Origin of the sequence: Glutamicibacter sp. AOP38-B1-38, assembly GCF_052377485.1 — a bacterium.
In the GTDB taxonomy this organism is placed as follows: Bacteria; Actinomycetota; Actinomycetes; order Actinomycetales; family Micrococcaceae; genus Glutamicibacter.
Map to the genome: position 1 here is coordinate 26902 of NZ_JBQSWU010000023.1, position 16255 is coordinate 43156.

Here is a 16255-nt window from a genome sequence, read left to right on the forward strand (position 1 = left end):
ATACACGAAAAGGAGAGACCATGTCTGTCTCCATCAAGCCACTCGAAGACCGCATCGTCATCAAGCAGGTCGAGGCCGTAACCACCACCGCTTCCGGTCTGGTCATCCCTGACTCCGCCAAGGAAAAGCCACAGGAAGGTACCGTTGTCGCAGTAGGCCTCGGCCGCGTTGACGACAACGGCAACCGCATTCCACTGGACGTTGCCGAAGGCGACGTGGTGCTGTACTCGAAGTACGGCGGAACCGAGGTCAAGGTCGGCAACGAAGAGTACCTGGTGCTCTCGGCTCGCGACGTCCTGGCTGTCGTCGTAAAGTAACGCCAACCTCGCAGCTCTCCGGTCCCAACTCCTTTGACGCGCACGCGTTTGACGGGGTTCGGGGCCGAACTGCGACCGATGCTATTTCAGGAGTTAATGCATGGCTAAGCAGCTAGCATTCAACGAGGAAGCGCGACGCGCCCTCGAAGCGGGCATCGATAAGCTCGCAAACACGGTGAAGGTCACCCTCGGCCCACGCGGCCGCAACGTGGTGCTCGCCAAGAGCTGGGGCGCCCCGACCATCACCAACGACGGTGTCACCATTGCGCGTGAGATCGATCTGGAAGACCCATACGAGAACCTTGGCGCGCAGCTGGCCAAGGAAGTCGCCACCAAGACCAATGATGTGGCCGGCGATGGCACCACCACCGCGACCGTGCTGGCACAGGCACTGGTCAAGGAAGGTCTGAAGAACGTAGCGGCCGGCGCCGCACCGGGCGATATCCGCAAGGGCATCGAACTGGCAGTAGAGATTGTCGCCGAACGCCTGAAGGCCAACGCCGTGGCGGTCGAAGACAAGGTCGCCAACGTGGCAGCCATCTCGGCACAGGACGAGGAAATCGGCGCACTGCTGGCCGAGGCCTTCAAGACCGTGGGCACCGACGGTGTCATCACCATCGAAGAGTCCTCGACCACCGCCACCGAACTGGTCCTCACCGAGGGTATGCAGTTCGACAAGGGCTACCTGTCCCCGCAGTTCATCACCGACCAGGAACGCCAGGAAGTTGTCCTGGAAGACGCGGTCGTGCTGATCAACCCGGGCAAGATCTCCACCGTGGCAGAATTCCTGCCGCTGCTGGAAAAGGTGCTGGAGACCAAGAAGCCACTGCTGATCATTGCCGAGGACGTCGAGGGCGAAGCCCTGTCCACGCTGGTGGTCAACAAGCTGCGCGGCCTGCTGAACGTGGTTGCCGTCAAGGCTCCGGGCTTCGGCGACCGCCGCAAGGCCATGATGCAGGATCTGGCGATCCTCACCGGCGCCCAGGTTGTCTCGGCCGAGCTCGGCCTGCAGCTGGACCAGGTCGGCACCGAGGTTCTCGGTTCCGCCCGCCGCGTGACCATCACCAAGGATTCGACCACCATCGTTGATGGCGCCGGAACCGAGGAAGACGTCGCAGAGCGCGTAGCCCAGCTGCGCGCAGAGCACGCCCGCACCGACTCCGAATGGGACCGTGAGAAGCTGGCCGAACGCCTGGCCAAGCTCTCCGGTGGCATCGGTGTCATCAAGGTCGGCGCCTCCACCGAGGTTGAGCTCAAGGAACGCAAGCACCGCATCGAGGACGCAGTGTCCTCCACCCGTGCGGCGCTTGAAGAGGGCATTGTCGCCGGTGGCGGTACCGCACTGGTTGACGCGCTCTCGGCACTGGACGAAGACGCACGCGTCGCCTCGGCGACCGGCGATCTGGCAGCCGGCGTGGGCATTGTGCGCCGCGCCCTGGTTCAGCCGCTGTTCTGGATCGCTACCAACGCCGGCTTCGACGGCGCGGTAGTAGCCTCGAAGGTGGCCGAAACCGGCCCGAACGAGGGCTTCAACGCCAAGACCGGCGTCTACGAGAACCTGCTCAATGCAGGGGTCATCGACCCGGTCAAGGTCACCCGTTCGGCGCTGCTCAACGCAGCCTCGATCGCTGCCCTGGTGCTGACCACCGAAACCTTGGTTGCCGAGAAGGCTCCCGAGGAAGAGGCTCACGCCCACTAGCAGTACCAAGAAGCCGCCGCTTCCCCCAAAAGACGTCAGTCTTGCGGGGGAGGCGGCGGCTTTTTTGCTTTCTTGCCCGCCGCTCACCGCGGGCCGAGGCGCGCCCACTGTGACAGAATCAGTTCGCCCCGGCCCGAGGGGTAAACACCGCAAGTCATCCCGGTTAGCCCGATAGCCTTATCCGGCTCAGGTGCGCTCGCATAGCTCGCGTTATGCGCAAAATGAGCTGCCCTTGGTAGAATCTTTGGTTGTCCGGTGCCGTTCCCCGTCATCTTGGACAATTGCCCACCAATCGACGAGGAAAGCGGCACCGCGTGTCACCAGCGATCCCCAGCCCACGGAGCACCGTGCCGCGCACGGAATTCCGTGCCGATTTGCAGGGCCTGCGCGCGCTCGCCGTGCTGCTGGTGATGTGCTATCACATCTGGTTCCAACGGGTCTCCGGCGGCGTGGACATCTTCCTGATGCTCTCGGCCTTCTTCCTCACCGGCTCGCTGGCGCGCAAGCTCCAGTCCGGAGACAAGCCCTCGGTGCTGGGCAACTGGCTGCACCGCTTCTCCCGGCTGCTGCCGCAGGCGGCGCTGATCATCATCGCCACCGCGCTCACCGCCTGGCTGGTGCTGCCCGGAACCCGCTGGCTGGCGCTCATCCAGGAGGCCTTCTCCTCCCTGTTCTTCATCCAGAACTGGACGCTGGCCACCGCCGAAGTGGACTACTACGCCTTCAACACCTCCGCCGCCTCCCCGCTGCAGCACTTCTGGTCGCTCTCGGTCCAAGGACAGATCTTCCTGCTCTGGCCGCTGCTGCTCATCGGCGCCGCGCTGATCTGGCGGCGCTGCTTCTCCCGGCACAGCTTCGCGAAGATCGCGGCCATCATGTTCGCCGCCATCTTCGCCGGCTCGCTGAGCTACTCCATCTACCTCACCGCGGCCGATCAGCAGCTGGCCTACTTCCACACCGGGACCCGGCTCTGGGAGTTCGCGCTGGGCTCGCTGCTGGCCCTGGGCCTGCCTGCCCTGTCCCGGCTGCCCGAGGCGCTGCGCCGGATCGGCGGCTGGGCCGGCCTGGTGATCATCATCGGCTGCGGCGCGCTGCTGGACGTGCAGGGACAATTCCCCGGCTTCCTCGCGCTGGTGCCCACCCTGGGCGCCGCCCTGCTGGTCATCGCCCCGGGCACCCCGCGTCGGAGCAACCCCGCCGGCTGGCTGGGCAACGCGGCGCTGGTGAAGCTCGGCGAACTGTCCTACGGCATGTACCTGTGGCACTGGCCGCTGCTGGTCTTCTACCTGCACCTGGCCCCGGTGGACCACGCCTCCCCGATGGCCGGGGCGCTGCTGATTCTCGGCTCCATCGCGCTGTCGGCGGCGAGCACCCGCTGGGTGGAAAAACCGCTGCTGGCCGTGCAGCGCGCCGGCGCCCTGCCGGTGCTGCGCTTCCTGGGCCAGCCAAAGCTGGTCAGCCAGGCGCTGGTGATCGTGGTGGCCCTCTCGGTGGCCTCCGTGCCGATCGCCGCCTGGGAATCAAATGTCGAAAAGCGCCGCGCGCAGGCCGCCGCGCAGGCCCCGGAGGAGAACCCCGGGGCGATGGCCACCGACACCTGGGATCCGTCCCCGGCCGCGCTGACCCTGCCGCTGCGCACCGAACTGGACACCGAATGGCAGACCCCGGGTGAGAACTGCAGCGGCACATACACCCCGGAGGACCCGGCGATCCTGTTCTGCAACCAGGGCGGGGATCCGGCGGCCAAGCCCGATCTGGTGCTGCTCGGCGACTCCCATGTGCAGCACTGGTCCGAGGCCGCCGCACGCACCGTCGAAGAGGCCGGCGGCAGCTGGGTGATGATCTACCAGCCCGGCTGCCGCTACGGCTCCACCGACAACCTGGATGACCCCGAATGCGCCGCCTTCCTGCCCGCGGCCCGCGACTACGTGGAGCAGTTGGCCCCGGACATGGTGCTCACCGTGGCCACGCGCACCGCAACCTGGATCGACGACGCCGGGCGCAGCGCCGGAGCCCAGGAGGCCATGGCCGATGACTACGCCGCGGCCATCGAGCCCTTCGTGCAGGCCGGCAGCCAGGTGATCGCGATGCGCGACACCCCGCGCTATGAATATTCCATCCCCGAATGCGTGGACCGCAACCGGGCCGCGCCCGAGGCCTGCGATGCCCCGACCACGGACAAGCTGGCTGAGGTGAACCCGGTGGACCGGTTCCTTCAGACCCACGATTACGGCTCCCGGGTGGTCTCGCTGGATCTGACCGGCATGCTCTGCCCGGAGGGTACCTGCAAGGCGGTGATCGGCAACGTGCTGGTCTACCTGGACGATTCGCATTTGTCCAAGACTTTTGTGACCAGCGCCGCCGATCGCTTCGCCGCCTCCTTCACGCGGGCCACCGGCTGGAACAAGGAATAAAAAACCGGCCCTGTGACGTTAGCTTAGACACAGATCACCAACGGGAATCGTCAGCACCCCAAAAGGGATCTACCATTTAAGCAACCTCCGCTTTCGCTCCGAAAGGTTCTTACGTGACTGAGTTCAACCCCTTTGCCTTTGAAGGACTCACCTACGACGACGTCTTGTTGTTGCCTGGCCCCACGGATGTGATCCCCTCCGACGCGGACACCACCACCCGCTTCACCAAGCGCATCAACATCCAGACCCCGATCAGCTCGGCGGCGATGGACACCGTAACCGAGGCTTCCATGGCAATCGCGTTGGCTCGCCAGGGCGGCATCGGCGTGATCCACCGCAACCTGTCCATCGAGAACCAGGCCAAGCAGGTGGACCAGGTCAAGCGCAGCGAGTCGGGCATGATCACCGACCCGGTCACCGTGCACCCCGGCGCCACCCTGGCCGAATGGGACGACCTCTGCGCCCAGTACCGCGTCTCGGGCCTGCCGGTCATCGATGAGAACCGCAAGCTGCTGGGCATCATCACCAACCGCGACACCCGCTTCGTGCCGCGCGAGAACTACATGACCACCAAGGTCTACGAGGTGATGACCGGCATGCCGCTGGTCACCGCCAAGGAAGGCGTCGCCCGGGATACCGTGATCGAGCTGCTGTCCAAGAACCGCATCGAGAAGCTTCCGCTGGTCGACGACTCCGGTGTGCTCACCGGGCTGATCACCGTCAAGGACTTCGACAAGGCCGAGCAGTACCCGCTGGCCACCAAGGACGAGGACGGCCGGCTGCGCGTCGCCGCCGCCGTGGGCTTCTTCGGAGAAGGCTACGAGCGGGCGATGACGCTGATCGAGGCCGGCGTGGACGCACTGGTGGTGGACACCGCCAACGGCCACTCCCAGGGCGTGCTGGACATGATCGCGCGGCTGAAGAAGGATCCGGCCGCCGCGCATGTGGACGTCATCGGCGGCCAGGCCGCCACCCGCGAGGGCGCGCAGGCGCTCATCGACGCGGGCGCCGACGCCATCAAGGTGGGCGTGGGCCCCGGCTCGATCTGCACCACCCGCATCGTCGCCGGCGTGGGCGTGCCCCAGGTCACCGCCATCTACGAGGCGGCCAAGGCCGCCATCCCGGCCGGCGTGCCGCTGATCGCCGACGGCGGCCTGCAGCACTCCGGCGACATCGGCAAGGCCCTGGTCGCCGGCGCCGACTCGGTGATGCTCGGCTCGCTTTTGGCCGGCACCGCAGAATCCCCGGGCGACCTGGTCTTCATGGGCGGCAAGCAGTTCAAGGCCTACCGCGGCATGGGATCCATGGGCGCGATGGAAACCCGCGGCAAGAACACCTCCTACTCCAAGGACCGCTACTTCCAGGCCGACGCACCGTCGAACGAGAAGCTGATCCCCGAGGGCATCGAGGGCCAGGTTCCCTACCGCGGCCCGCTCTCCGCGGTGGTCCACCAGCTCGCCGGCGGCCTGCGCCAGACGATGTTCTACGTCGGCGGGCGCACCATCCCCGAGCTGAAGGCCCGCGGCAAGTTCGTGCGCATCACCTCGGCCGGGCTGAAGGAATCGCACCCACACGACATCATGATGACCGTCGAGGCGCCGAACTACCGTTCACGCTAAAGCAGCCAGGCCCAGCGCCCCGGACCTTCCCCCAGCGGAAGGACCGGGGCGCTTTGCCATGTTCCCGAAGGGGCCGCAGGGTTTAAACTAAAGAGCACAGGAGAGTCGCACCCCGCGAAGCTCGGGGACCTGCACGTCTCTCGCAGCTGCCAAGGAGCAAGTGATGAACAGCATCGAGCCATCCTTCGACCGGTACACCAGCGGCACCCTGCGCGATCGGGTCTTCGCCGCGCTGCGCAGCGCGGGAGTGAATCCGCAGGCCTTCAAGCCGGCTGACCTGCGCGAGGCGGACCATTTCCACACCGGCGGGCTGCAGGCGACCAGCTTCGTGGCAAATTCCCTCGAACTCGGCGCGGGAACCCGGGTGCTCGACGTGGGCGCCGGCCTGGGCGGGCCGGCGCGCTGCTTCGCCATGCGCGGCGCCCTGGTCACCGGGGTGGACATCACCGCCGAATTTGTGGACCTGGCCCGGGAGCTGGACGCGAACTGCGCGCTGGATCGGTCCATCACCATGCTGCAGCGCCCGGGGCACGACACCGGGTTGGCCAATGCCAGCTTCGATGCGGCGGTGCTGATGCACGTGGGCATGAACCTGGCCGACAAGCCTTCGGTCTTCGCGGAGGTCTGGCGGCTGCTGCGCCCCGGGGCGGTGTTCGGCATCTACGACCTGATGGGTACCAACAACCTGCCCTACCCGATGCCGTGGGCCGAGCGGGCCGAGGCCTCCTTTGTGGAATCCGCCGCGGACTACGCCGGCGCGCTGAAGGACGCCGGGTTTGCGGTCACCGGGCAGGTCGAGCGCACCGTGGAGGTGCTCGAGGTCCTGGAGCAGATGCGCGGGGCGCTGGAGGCGGGAACCGACCCGCTGGCCACCCCGCTGGTTCTGCGCGAGGACGGCCCGCTGGCCGTGGCGAACCTGAGCGCGGCGATCACCTCCCGGCAGCTGGTCCCGCTGCTGATGCTCGCAAGCAAGCCGGCATAGCGCCCGGTTTTTCCCCGCGCGGAAGCTTATCCACAGTCCGCGCTCCGCAAGCCCACCCCCTGTTTGTTCGCGGGCATACTCGAACCCATGAACACCACCGCCCTCGGGGACACCCTCAGCCAGCTGGACCGGAAGCTCACCGAGCTCACCGGCCCAGCCGCGTCCCCGAGCCTGGCGGGCACCGACCTGCGGGCCCTATTCACCGGCACGACGCAGCTGCTCGCCACCCTGCGCGAACACCTGGCCGGCACCGAGGACCCGCGCCTGGCCCTGGAACTGGCCACCGCCGGACAAGCGCTGGCCGATGAAGCCGCCCGCATGCGCGTGGCCGCCGCGGACCGCATCGCCGCCACCAACGCCCACACCCTCCACCCCGAGGAACTCGACGTGCTGCGCACCGCCGGAGCCGACACCACCCGGGACGCGCGCCGCTGCGCCGGGCGGGCCAGCTTCCTGGACCCCGCCGCGCTCTTAGCGTCCTGGCTCCACCTGCCCTATGCCGAAGCGGCCGGCCTCGTCCAGGACGCGAGCGACCTCATTGGCCGCCGGGACCCGGCAGGAAACCTGCTCCCGCCGCGCTTCACCCATCTCTCGGAGCTGTTCACCGCCCCGGACCCCGCCCGCACCCCGGTGCTGCACCCGGCCCTCGTGCAGGAGACCTGCCGCAAGCTGGCCAAACGCGAACCGAAGGACCTGACCTTCGAAGGCACCGGCACCGAGCCGACACTGCTGCACACCGATGGACGGGCGGTGGAGGAACACGCCGCCGAGGTGCTGCGCGGGGCGCAGAGCGTGAAGGAAGCCGAGAAGCACGTGACGAAGCTGATCAACAACGCCGCCACGACTCCGGGCACCGCCACAAAGGCCTCGCTTCGGCGCGGGTTGCATGCGTTGCCGGTGCGCAATGCGCTCAGCCGGGAGTTCCTTTTGCGGGTGAGCACGCTGGAGGGTGAGGTGCTCGATTCGTTGATCGCGCAGGCCAATAATCCGCGCACCCGGGTGGGGCAGGCGGTGCGTACGAACCGCGGAGACCCTGCACCGTCCCACGATGAAGCAGAAGCATCCGGCGCCACCGAGTCGACCAGCGGCGAACAGATCAGCACCGACGAGGACGCGAAGCCAAACAGTTCCACAGCGGACGCCGATCTTGTGAACGATCCGGTGGTACCGGAAGTCGTTGTCGCAGACACGCAATGCGCTGCAGATCGTGAAGCCCCTTCACCGGAAGCCGGCACCAAAGCCGCATCGGGTTTGGGCTTCCCGGATTTCCTTCCCGAAGGCGTGGGCAACGAAGCACGCTGGGACCCCGAAGAGACCGAAACCATCGCGACCGTACCCGAACGGGCGTTAAACGCGCTGCTGGACATCCTCACCACCACCGATGGAGGCGGGCGGCGGATCCGGCCGGAGGTGATCGTGCATCTGAAGCTCGAAAACCTGCAAGATTTGGCTGCCGGGGATGCGCGCACCGCGCACGGGGTGCATCTGCCGCCCGGCGAGCTCAGACGGCTCTTGTGCCAGGCAGAGATCATTCCGGCGGTGTTCAACTCGAAGAGCGAACTGCTCGATTATGGCCGGGCCCAACGGATCGTGCCGGAGAAGCTCAAACGTGCGGTGCTGGCCCGCGATGGCGGGTGCATTGTGCCCGGCTGCACGGAGCCGCCGGAGAAGGTGGAGTTCCACCATATTGATCCGTGGTGGCTGGGTGGGCCGACGAAGCTGGGCAATCTCGGGGCTTTGTGCCGGGGTGCGCATATGGATGCCGATGCGGGGCGGATCCAGGTGGTGCTGGTGGATGGGTTGCCGCATGTGATTTTGCCGAAGCATGTTGATCCGGAGCAGCAGCCGCGGCGTAATACGTATTGGGACTAGCCACCGGTTAGCGGGAGAACTCCGTCCACCGCGCGGGGCACGCCACCGGGGGAGCCAAGGGGGAACGCCAAGGCCTGCGCGTCCAGTGGATGAAAGCGGCAGCCGTGCCCACGTAGAATGAAGGCACGGCGGCACCCACCGGTGCGCGGGAGCTACCCGCCTGCGCGTATCCGTGAACGAAGGACATTATCTTGGCACAACCCGCGAATCTGAAGAAGCTCGCCCGCGAACGCATGGAACGTACCGGGGAGAGCTATACGACCGCGCGCAAGAACATCCTGACCGACAAACCCGAAGGCCCCAAGGCCGTGCGCGCCGCGGCCGCCCGGAACTACGCCAAGGAAGCACGGGATGCCAGGGCGGCAGAGAAAACCGGCAAGAAGCCCAAGCCGGCCCCTGCGCCAGCCCCGGCACCGTCACCGGCGGAGGAGCTTCCCGAATACCCGGCTCCGACCGACGTTGTGCAGTACGACGCGGGCCTCTGGCATCGGGTGCTCACCCAGGCCGGAGTGACCAATCCCGCCACCGGCGAACCGATGAGCGAGGCCCTGCTGGCCGGTCTGGCCGGAGGCATCGGCTTCATGGTCTTCACCTTCGAGTACGAAGAGGTGACCACCGCAACCATCGTGACCCGCGCACACCCCGAGCCGTACACGCAGAACCTGCTCACCCGCAGCGGGGCTAAGGTCAACGAACGCACCACCGGTTCGGCGCAACGCGCCGCCGAATACCTGGACCACGCGCTGGACGCCGGACGTGCGGTGGTCGTGCGCGTGGCAGTCGGTGCCCTGCCCTGGATCGAATCCAGCGAGGTCGATGAGGCCGAAACCATCGACCTGGTCATCGTCGGCGAACACGAGGATGACCTGCTCGTCGACGACGGATCGGGCTCGCTGATGCCGATCAGCCCGAGCGATCTGGCCGCCGCCCGCGCCAAGCGCAAGAAGGAAAAGCATTGGCAGGCGTGGATTCCTTCGCGCCGTTCGCCCAAGCTGGAAACGCTCACCGCGAATGTGCTCGAGGCGATCACCGAAACCAACGGCCGGCTGCTGGGCACCGCCGAGCTGAAGGGGATCCCGGTGCATTTCGCCAACCGCTTCGGCATCGCCGGCATGCACACCTGGGCCGAACGGCTGCGCGACACCAGCACCAAGAAGGGCTGGACGCAGATCTTCGCCGATCCGCAGCGCTTGAGCGCGGGGCTGGCCCAGCTGCACGGCTTCATGACCGACACCCGCTTCGGCGGCTTCGGCGGCCTGCGCGGGCTCTACGCGGACTTCCTCGACGAATGCGCGGAACTACCCGGCTTGGAACCGCTGGCAGAACATGCCGCTGATTACGCGCAGCTCAGCGCCGACTGGATCGATCTGAGCGAAATGATCGATCCGGACGTGGATCCCGAAGTCCGCAGCGAGCTCTTCGAGCGCATGGCCGATCAGATGGAGCGCATCGCGCAGGCCGAGGAACGCGCCGCCACCGCCCTGGCGGGCACCCTGGCCACGCTGAATCCGGCCGGCTAAGCCGGAATCCGCGTGCCTCGGCGCGCGGATCGCGGTGAGCTTGCTCACCGCTTTCTCCCGGAATCACGCCCCGTGCCTGTATTGGTGCGGGGCGTGCCGTGCGAGATAAAGCGGGAATCCGCGTGGAACTTGGTAACCTTGTCTGGTGAGTAACGAGATTGAGATCGGCCGTGGCAAGCGGGCCACGAAGGCATATTCCCTGGACGACGTAGCGATCGTACCGAATCGCCGCACCCGTGATCCCAAGGACGTTTCGGTGTCCTGGCAGATCGACGCCTTCCAGTTCAACACCCCTATCCTGGGCGCACCGATGGATTCGGTGACCTCCCCGGCCACCGCCATCGCGTTGGGCAAGCTCGGCGGCCTGGGCGTGCTGAACCTCGAAGGGCTGTGGACGCGCTACGAGAACCCCGAACCGGTGCTCGCCGAAATCGCTGGGCTGAAGTCCGAGGCGTCGGTCCGCAACGATTCGAAGATCACCGCGAAGCTCCAGGAGCTCTACGCGGCGCCGATCCAGCCGGAGCTGATCAGCTCCCGGCTCTCCGAGATCCGCGACGCCGGCGTGGTCGTGGCAGGCTCGCTGACTCCGCAGCGCACCCAAGAGCACTACAAGACCGTGCTCGATGCCGGCGTTGACATCTTCGTCATCCGCGGCACCACGGTCTCTGCCGAGCACGTCTCGCAGACCACCGAACCACTGAACCTCAAGCAGTTCATCTACGAGCTCGACGTCCCGGTCATCGTCGGCGGCGCGGCCGGCTACACCCCGGCCATGCACCTGATGCGCACCGGCGCAGCCGGCGTGCTGGTCGGCTTCGGCGGCGGCGCCTCCTCGACCACCCGGCGCACCCTGGGCATCCACGCCCCGATGGCCACCGCCATCGCCGATGTGGCAGCGGCCCGCCGCGACTACATCGAAGAGACCGGCGGACGCTACGTGCACGTGATCGCCGACGGCGGCCTGGGCAACTCCGGGGACATCGTCAAGGCGGTCGCCATGGGCGCCGACGCGGTGATGCTCGGCACCGCCCTGGCGCGTGCCGAAGAAGCTCCCGGCGCAGGATTCCACTGGGGCATGGAGGCCGTGCACGAGGCCAGCCCGCGTGGAGACCGCGCGCAGATCGGCACCGTCGGCACCCTGGAGAACGTGCTCTTCGGCCCGTCCCACGAGACCAACGGCACCTCCAACCTGGTCGGTGCGCTGCGCCGCTCGATGGCCACCACCGGCTACTCGACGCTCAAGGAATTCCAGCGCGTCGACGTGGTCCTCTCGCCGTATGAGTCCGACCGCTTCTAAATCACTTCACCGCAGTCCCGTCACGCCGATCCCCGGCATGGCGGGACTGTGGCGTTTAACGCGCCTTCAACGAACGGGGATGCCAGATGGTTCCCAAAGTGCGCAAGCTATCGGGTTAGGCCAATCTCACCCCGTGCCCAGTGGAACTTCTACAAGCAATCGAAGTACCGTTGGAGTGTGCTGAAAACCGCTCTCAAACCCAAATGGATCGCCGCGCTGCTCGGTGCGCTGCTCGTGGCCACCGGATTTGTGGCCCTCTCGGGCTGGCAATTCGGGGCCTCGTCCACCGAACCGGCCGTCAAGATCGACGAAACCGAGGTCCCGGTCCCGCTGACCGAGCACTACACCCCGGGTGTGGAGATGCTAGGCACCAAATCGGATCAGATCGTCACCCTCTCCGGCGAATTCCTTCCCGGCACCGACGTGCTGGTCGAGGGCCGCGTGGACGATGACCGCCTCGGCAGCTGGGTGGTAGCGGCCTTTGCCGTAGACGGCGCACCGGACGGCGAGGCGATGGCCGTGGTCCGCGGCTGGCAGCCGGAAACCGGCACCCCGTCCGCGGCTCCCGAGGGCTCGGTGGAAATCACCGGGCGCCTGCTGCCGCCGGAAGGCCCGGAGCTGAACCATGATGTGCGCAACCCGGCGCTGGCCACCCTGTCCACCGCGCAGCTGGCCAACATCTGGGACCAGAACCTGTACTCCGGGTTCGTCACCGCACATGCACTGAGCGTCGATGGCCAACCAGCCAACCAGCCGGGCATCGATGCGATCTATGTCGGTCCGCAGCCCCAGGAGCCGCAGATCAACTGGCTGAACGTCTTCTACGGCATCGAATGGGTCGTCTTCGCCGGCTTCGCCTTCTTCCTCTGGTACCGGCTGGTGCGTGATGATTACCAGCGCGGCATGGACGATATCGCCGAAGCCGCCGCGCAGACCGCCGCCCGCGAGAAGCACCTCGAGAACTAGCCCCCACCTCCCACCTTCGGAAAGGACTCCTTGCAGATGTCCAGCACCACTCCCGCCGCCCGCCCCCGCAAATTCGGTGGCACCCCGGCCCAGATCCGCTCGGCCGCCATCTTCTACAAGGTGTTCGCCTACGCCACCGGCGTGATGCTGCTGCTGCTGGTGGCAGAAATGATCTTCAAGTACTTCTGGCAGCTGGAGCTGTTTGTCGGCGGCGAATTGCTCAACGGGACCGCCAACACCATTTCGATGCTCAACCGTGCCGAAATCAGCGGGGGAGTGAACATCTCCTTGGGTATCCTGATCGTGCATGGCTGGATGTATGTGGTCTACCTGTTCGCCGACTTCCGCCTCTGGTCGCTGATGCGCTGGCCATTTAGCCGCTTCATCACCATCGCCCTGGGCGGGGTGATCCCGTTGCTCTCCTTCTTCACCGAACGCACGGTGCATGCCGAGGTGGACGCCGAGCTGGCCGCCCACCCCAAGGCCGCCAAACGCTACTAGGCTGATCCGCAGAATCCCCGTCACGCATCGCCGTGGCGGGGATTTTTGCTTCCCGCGCCCGATGCATGCGCGCCGCCACACCCTCCGGGTGACGCTGATGACACGTCATGCGCTATTTCGCGCCCGGCGAACCGCGTAGACTAGAGCTCGTGACTACTGCTCCCCTCACCCCAGAACATAAGCCGGTTCTGGTCGTCGACTACGGGGCCCAATACGCGCAGCTCATCGCTCGCCGCGTACGTGAGGCCCGTGTGTACTCGGAGATCGTTCCGCACACCCTGTCCACCGAAGCCATCCTGGCCAAGAACCCTGCAGCGATCATCCTCTCCGGTGGTCCCTCCAGCGTTTACGCCGAGGGTGCGCCGAGTGTTGGTGCAGACCTCTTCGAAGCCGGTATCCCGGTCCTCGGCATTTGCTATGGCTTCCAGGCCATGGCAAACGCTCTGGGCGGCACCGTCGCGGAGACCGGCCTGCGCGAATACGGTTCGACCCAAACGACTTTCAACGGCGATGCCCGTTCGCTGCTCGCCGGTGCCGAAAAGGCACCGAACGTGTGGATGAGCCACGGCGACTCCGTCTCCGAGGCACCTGCAGGCTTCGAGGTGCTCGCCACCACGGCAGGGGCCCCGGTCGCCGCCTTCGCCAACGAGGCCAAGCGCCTCTACGGCGTGCAGTGGCACCCGGAGGTCAAGCACTGCGAGTTCGGCCAGGACATCCTGGAGAACTTCCTCTACAACGGTGCGGGCCTGAAGGCCGACTGGACCGCCGGCAATATTGCCGAGGAGCAGATCGAGCACATCCGCACCCAGGTCGGCGACGGCAAGGCCATTTGCGGCCTGTCCGGCGGCGTTGACTCGGCCGTGGCCGCAGCCCTCGTGCAGCGCGCCATCGGGGAGAACCTCACCTGCGTGTTCGTCAACCACGGTCTGCTGCGCGAAGGCGAAGCCGAACAGGTGGAGAAGGACTTCGTCGCCGCCACCGGCGCGAAGCTCTACATCGCCGACGAACGCGAACGCTTCTTGACCGCGCTGGACGGGGTCACCGACCCGGAGACCAAGCGCAAGATCATCGGCCGCGAATTCATCCGTGCCTTCGAGGCCGCGGAGATCGCGATCCTGAAGCAGGAAGCCGGCAAGGGCGAACCAGTCAAGTTCCTCGTCCAGGGCACGCTGTACCCGGACGTCGTCGAATCCGGCGGCGGCGAAGGTGCTTCGAACATCAAGAGCCACCACAACGTCGGTGGCCTGCCCGAGGACCTGGACTTCGAGCTTGTCGAGCCGCTGCGCACCCTGTTCAAGGACGAGGTCCGTGCCGTGGGCCGCGAGCTCGGCCTGCCCGAGGAAATCGTGGGACGCCAGCCGTTCCCCGGCCCGGGACTGGGCATCCGCATCATCGGTTCGGTCAACGAGGAACGCCTGACGCTATTGCGCAAGGCCGACGCCATCGCCCGCGCCGAACTGACCGCAGCCGGCCTGGACGAGGAAGTCTGGCAGATGCCGGTCGTCCTGCTCGCCGACGTGCGCTCGGTGGGTGTCCAGGGCGATCACCGCACCTACGGCCACCCGATCGTGCTACGTCCGGTCTCCTCCGAGGATGCGATGACCGCAGACTGGTCGCGCCTGCCGTACGACCTGCTCTCGAAGATCTCGAACCGCATCACCAACGAGGTGGACGGGGTCAACCGCGTGGTACTGGATGTTACCTCCAAGCCACCGGGAACTATTGAGTGGGAGTAATCCCACATGAAAGCCCCTGTTTCTCCGATCATTGTTGGAGAAACAGGGGTTTTTTCACGAGCGCTGTGAGTTGCGCTCGGAAGTATCTAAATCTAGAGATTTAACATGCACCATATTGAGTTGGGAATGGAGTGAGTCATAAGCATCCTTGATTCCTTGTTCAAAGGCTAGCGCCCGTGGATTGGAAGCCGAATTCAGCGAGGTCGAAGTAGTTAAACGATTCACTTCGGTTGTGTGCTGAGCCGCCAAGCACGCGACAGGTTCAGAGCCCTGTTTGCTTTACACCGTATTGCGCCTGTTTCTTAGTGAATCCTTCAAAAACGAGCTGATCTATCAGACCTTGTCGTGAGTAGGCGGAATAGTCTAGGTATTGATCGGCCATTAATGCGGCTTGGTCGTTCCAGCTGACGCTAACATTCTCGGCTGCCCAGGTCGCGTCGGCCTTCGAATATTTCTCAAATATTAGTTGATCAATGAGCCCTTCTTTCGAAAAAGCACTGTAATCGAGATAATCGTTTGCCGTCTTCAACGCATTGAGCTGGGACGTTGTGGCTTCTTCTGTCTCAAGTGACTCGTCTACTGGTTCTGGTTCTTCCGTATAGGACTCGACAGAGGGCGCACTACTGGGAGCTAGGTCTTCCGAATCAGATGTTTCTGGGTTTGCCGTTTCCACATTTTCAACCAATGGCTCACAGATATGGAGTACTTCGTTTGCGGAAGTTTTAAACCGTTCGGCCTTGAATTGGAACTGGGCGTCACCATTCTCAACGGCCGTTACCATTTCTTCGAACGGCTCTTGCATAACAGATAGCAGATCGGCTAAGTCGGGCGAGGCGGATTCCGCCACAACGCTCAGGCCTTCAGCGATGTCCTTGGCTTTTGAGAATGCCTCATCGTCAATTGCGTCGAATTCGGTAAGGAAAATTGCTGCTTCAGAGATCTGATTGTCCACGCCGCCAAGCAACGTCTGACAGGTAGCGTCGTCCGATACTGCTATGGAAACTTTCGCAGTCACTTCGTGGCTTGGGCTGCTCGGTGGTGATGATGCATTTTCATTCTGCCCGGTCGGTGCCGAGCACCCGGCAAGCAATAGGATTCCCAAAAAAGCGATTGATTTCTTCACGATTTCTCCCCCCACGAGTCTGAATACCGCAATCTACGGTCGTTCAGCTTATATTAGGCAAGTCCTGAGGTTATACACAGTATTGCTAGAAGGGTTACGTTGCCAGCATTAACTAAAAAGCTCGCTATCAAAGTCCGCACTGTGCACATTGGCATATTTAGTATGTTTGGAGCAGCTTGCCGCACTGTTGCCGACCAGAATGTGGCAAT

Annotated in this window: 12 protein-coding genes; 11 read left to right on the forward strand and 1 reads right to left on the reverse strand. The window is 65.1% G+C overall.

The window, feature by feature from the left end; all coding sequences use genetic code 11:
* Positions 1-20: 20 nt before the first annotated feature.
* From groES to guaA, 11 genes are all read left to right on the forward strand, one after another.
* Positions 21-317 (forward strand): co-chaperone GroES, encoded by a 297-nt coding sequence (groES, locus tag ACT3TP_RS13645; protein ID WP_096283020.1) that lies wholly within the window; start codon positions 21-23, stop codon positions 315-317.
* A gap of 100 nt (positions 318-417) precedes the next feature.
* Complete coding sequence (groL, locus tag ACT3TP_RS13650; protein ID WP_096283021.1) at positions 418-2016, forward strand: chaperonin GroEL; 1599 nt, start codon at positions 418-420, stop codon at positions 2014-2016.
* A gap of 314 nt (positions 2017-2330) precedes the next feature.
* On the forward strand, positions 2331-4430 hold the full coding sequence (locus ACT3TP_RS13655) for an acyltransferase family protein (protein WP_444620812.1): 2100 nt from the start codon (positions 2331-2333) through the stop codon (positions 4428-4430).
* A 113-nt stretch (positions 4431-4543) separates the two neighbouring features.
* Complete coding sequence (gene guaB, locus ACT3TP_RS13660) at positions 4544-6049, forward strand: IMP dehydrogenase (RefSeq protein ID WP_096283025.1); 1506 nt, start codon at positions 4544-4546, stop codon at positions 6047-6049.
* Positions 6050-6212: 163 nt separating this feature from the next.
* Positions 6213-7031, forward strand: coding sequence for a class I SAM-dependent methyltransferase (locus ACT3TP_RS13665; protein WP_444620813.1), 819 nt, complete (start codon positions 6213-6215; stop codon positions 7029-7031).
* Between the two features lie 1281 nt (positions 7032-8312).
* Positions 8313-8903, forward strand: coding sequence for a DUF222 domain-containing protein (locus tag ACT3TP_RS13670; protein ID WP_444620836.1), 591 nt, complete (start codon positions 8313-8315; stop codon positions 8901-8903).
* A 191-nt stretch (positions 8904-9094) separates the two neighbouring features.
* Positions 9095-10423, forward strand: coding sequence for a DUF4872 domain-containing protein (locus ACT3TP_RS13675; RefSeq protein ID WP_444620814.1), 1329 nt, complete (start codon positions 9095-9097; stop codon positions 10421-10423).
* A 145-nt stretch (positions 10424-10568) separates the two neighbouring features.
* The gene (locus tag ACT3TP_RS13680) at positions 10569-11720 is read left to right on the forward strand and encodes a GuaB3 family IMP dehydrogenase-related protein (RefSeq protein ID WP_105553087.1); all 1152 of its coding nucleotides are present in this window, start codon (positions 10569-10571) and stop codon (positions 11718-11720) included.
* Between the two features lie 177 nt (positions 11721-11897).
* Positions 11898-12686 (forward strand): SURF1 family protein, encoded by a 789-nt coding sequence (locus ACT3TP_RS13685; protein ID WP_444620815.1) that lies wholly within the window; start codon positions 11898-11900, stop codon positions 12684-12686.
* A 36-nt stretch (positions 12687-12722) separates the two neighbouring features.
* Complete coding sequence (locus tag ACT3TP_RS13690) at positions 12723-13187, forward strand: DUF3817 domain-containing protein (protein WP_444620816.1); 465 nt, start codon at positions 12723-12725, stop codon at positions 13185-13187.
* Positions 13188-13336: 149 nt separating this feature from the next.
* On the forward strand, positions 13337-14923 hold the full coding sequence (gene guaA, locus ACT3TP_RS13695) for a glutamine-hydrolyzing GMP synthase (RefSeq protein ID WP_096283032.1): 1587 nt from the start codon (positions 13337-13339) through the stop codon (positions 14921-14923).
* Positions 14924-15185: 262 nt separating this feature from the next.
* Here guaA and ACT3TP_RS13700 read toward each other — a convergent pair whose 3' ends face one another.
* Positions 15186-16046 (reverse strand): Ltp family lipoprotein, encoded by an 861-nt coding sequence (locus ACT3TP_RS13700; RefSeq protein ID WP_444620817.1) that lies wholly within the window; start codon positions 16044-16046, stop codon positions 15186-15188.
* Positions 16047-16255: the final 209 nt, after the last annotated feature.

Coding starts and splice junctions, on each gene's coding strand:
- ACT3TP_RS13690 (WP_444620816.1), top strand. CDS start 12,723: ATGTCCAGCACCACTCCCGCCGCCCGCCCCCGCAAATTCGGTGGCACC.
- groES (WP_096283020.1), top strand. CDS start 21: ATGTCTGTCTCCATCAAGCCACTCGAAGACCGCATCGTCATCAAGCAG.
- ACT3TP_RS13665 (WP_444620813.1), top strand. CDS start 6,213: ATGAACAGCATCGAGCCATCCTTCGACCGGTACACCAGCGGCACCCTG.
- groL (WP_096283021.1), top strand. CDS start 418: ATGGCTAAGCAGCTAGCATTCAACGAGGAAGCGCGACGCGCCCTCGAA.